Source organism: Listeria grandensis FSL F6-0971 (assembly GCF_000525835.1).
Taxonomy (GTDB): domain Bacteria; phylum Bacillota; class Bacilli; order Lactobacillales; family Listeriaceae; genus Listeria_A; species Listeria_A grandensis.
In genome coordinates this window covers 1-1752 of the sequence record NZ_AODD01000041.1, presented here as the reverse complement: position 1 = coordinate 1752, position 1752 = coordinate 1, and the positions used below count along the sequence as shown (strand labels likewise).

Sequence of the window (1752 nt, the reverse complement as noted above, 5' to 3'; positions counted from 1 at the left end):
AGTTGCTAATTAAAACAGCAACGAATCATACGATATACTTTTAAATTAGTGTTACCGATCAAGGCTAGGACATGAAGGGGTCTGAGGATTCCCAAGCGTCCTAGCTTTTTTTTCATACAGGTGTGCTAAAACAGCCTTATATTACAAGGAATAGCCCACATCGGATGCCTCGTTAAAGCGCTTGATATTCCATCTATCTCAATGTCCCGTTAACTCCGACAAAGTAACCCAAGACAGTCTAGTTATAGGCATAGAAAAAACACGTCTCCCTGACTTCTATGGAGACGTGCTATTTAGCTTGTAAAATTTACGCCATTTAAATGCAAAAGGGACACAATACCATTGGAAGTCACTCACAAATTCTCTTAATTTTAGTGTCCACTTCTCTGTGGCATTCCAACAGCTTATCTTGTAACTTTTCCACATTGACATATATTTCTCGACGAACGGATTCAATAATTTCTGCTGCTTCTAATTTTTGAAGGGTTACTGTTACTGTATTGGGATTTAGGTTGCTATATTTAGCAATAATTCCTTTATTAATGTATTTTGGCAACCAGACTTTTGTTGTATTACCATTTTTCATGCCATAACTTAGCGCAAAACGGAGTAGCACTAAACTAATTCTTTGCTCTGATGGTAGTCGTAGTAGTTCCTCTCTTGTTCTTAGATGCTGTAGCGTGTTTTGCAAATGGATATAGTAATATAGATAGCCTTCTTGCGCATTCAGAATTTTTTCCACCGTCTCTGCCTTGTTGTATTTGATAATACGTACCTTATCTGAAATGGCTTTAAATGAATATTTAGCATGGCTGTACAAAATTAAGTCTTCAAACCCGATAATATCACCACTTGTATGAAGACTCACCACTCGGTTTTTTTGCGTGGCCATGACATACCCTTCCTCGATGAAAAAAAGCCCCTCATTTTTTTCCTTCTCCTTGATAAGAACTTCATGCTTGCTATACTCTTTCGTCACCTTCTTCGCACAAGAGAAACTATCATCTTGCAGAAAACGAAAGAACCGTTCTTTATTGAACGCTTCATGTACAATCTTAGTGTTGTATAAAAAATGCATTTCTGTTGCGTATCCCATTATTTTCATTCCCTTTTCTCATTCCAAATTTAATTTTTGACTACACGCATTAACATGAAATTCTCATTGTTCTTCTCCATGCAAACATACATATTTTTTTTCGAGTTTACTGGAATTTTTATCACTGAAATAATGAATCAAATTATCAGTACTTCTCGTTTGCCCTACTTAAAAGAGATAGGTGGAGCATCGAACGCTTAACGTGGCATCCAATGTTCGCTATCCTTGGTCTATCCTGCTAGATTTTTTCACCTGTAAGACGCTGTTGTTTTAGAGCATCTGTATGAAAAAAGGCCAGAACACGTGGGAATCCTCAGACCCCTTCATGTCCTAGCCTTGATCGGTAACACTAATTTAAAAGTGTGTCGTATGATTCGTTGCTGTTTTAATTAGCAATTGTCACATTTTTAGTATCTAAGACTTTACCATCTACACCGATCGCTTCAATCGTCACTACATCGCTTGTAGAAGCGATTTTATTGCCGATATAAAAACTTACTGTGCCATCACTAACCGTGCCGCCTTTATGTTTCGTGCCATTAATCGTCACTATTACAGACTTCACATCACCTGTATACGTGGCTGTTAGTCTAGTGTCTCCTGGTACTTTGAAGGTGCTTGGTGTGATTGTTCCTACTGCTGGTGCGGTTGTTTTA

Annotated in this window: 2 protein-coding genes; both read right to left on the bottom strand. The window is 37.8% G+C overall.

Annotated elements, in window-relative coordinates; all coding sequences use genetic code 11:
* Positions 1-349: 349 nt before the first annotated feature.
* Complete coding sequence (locus PGRAN_RS15095) at positions 350-1105, bottom strand: Crp/Fnr family transcriptional regulator (protein ID WP_149024085.1); 756 nt, start codon at positions 1103-1105, stop codon at positions 350-352.
* 376 nt (positions 1106-1481) lie between these two features.
* The coding region (locus PGRAN_RS16890) for an immunoglobulin-like domain-containing protein (protein ID WP_036068509.1) at positions 1482-1752 on the bottom strand (271 nt) is incomplete at its 5' end.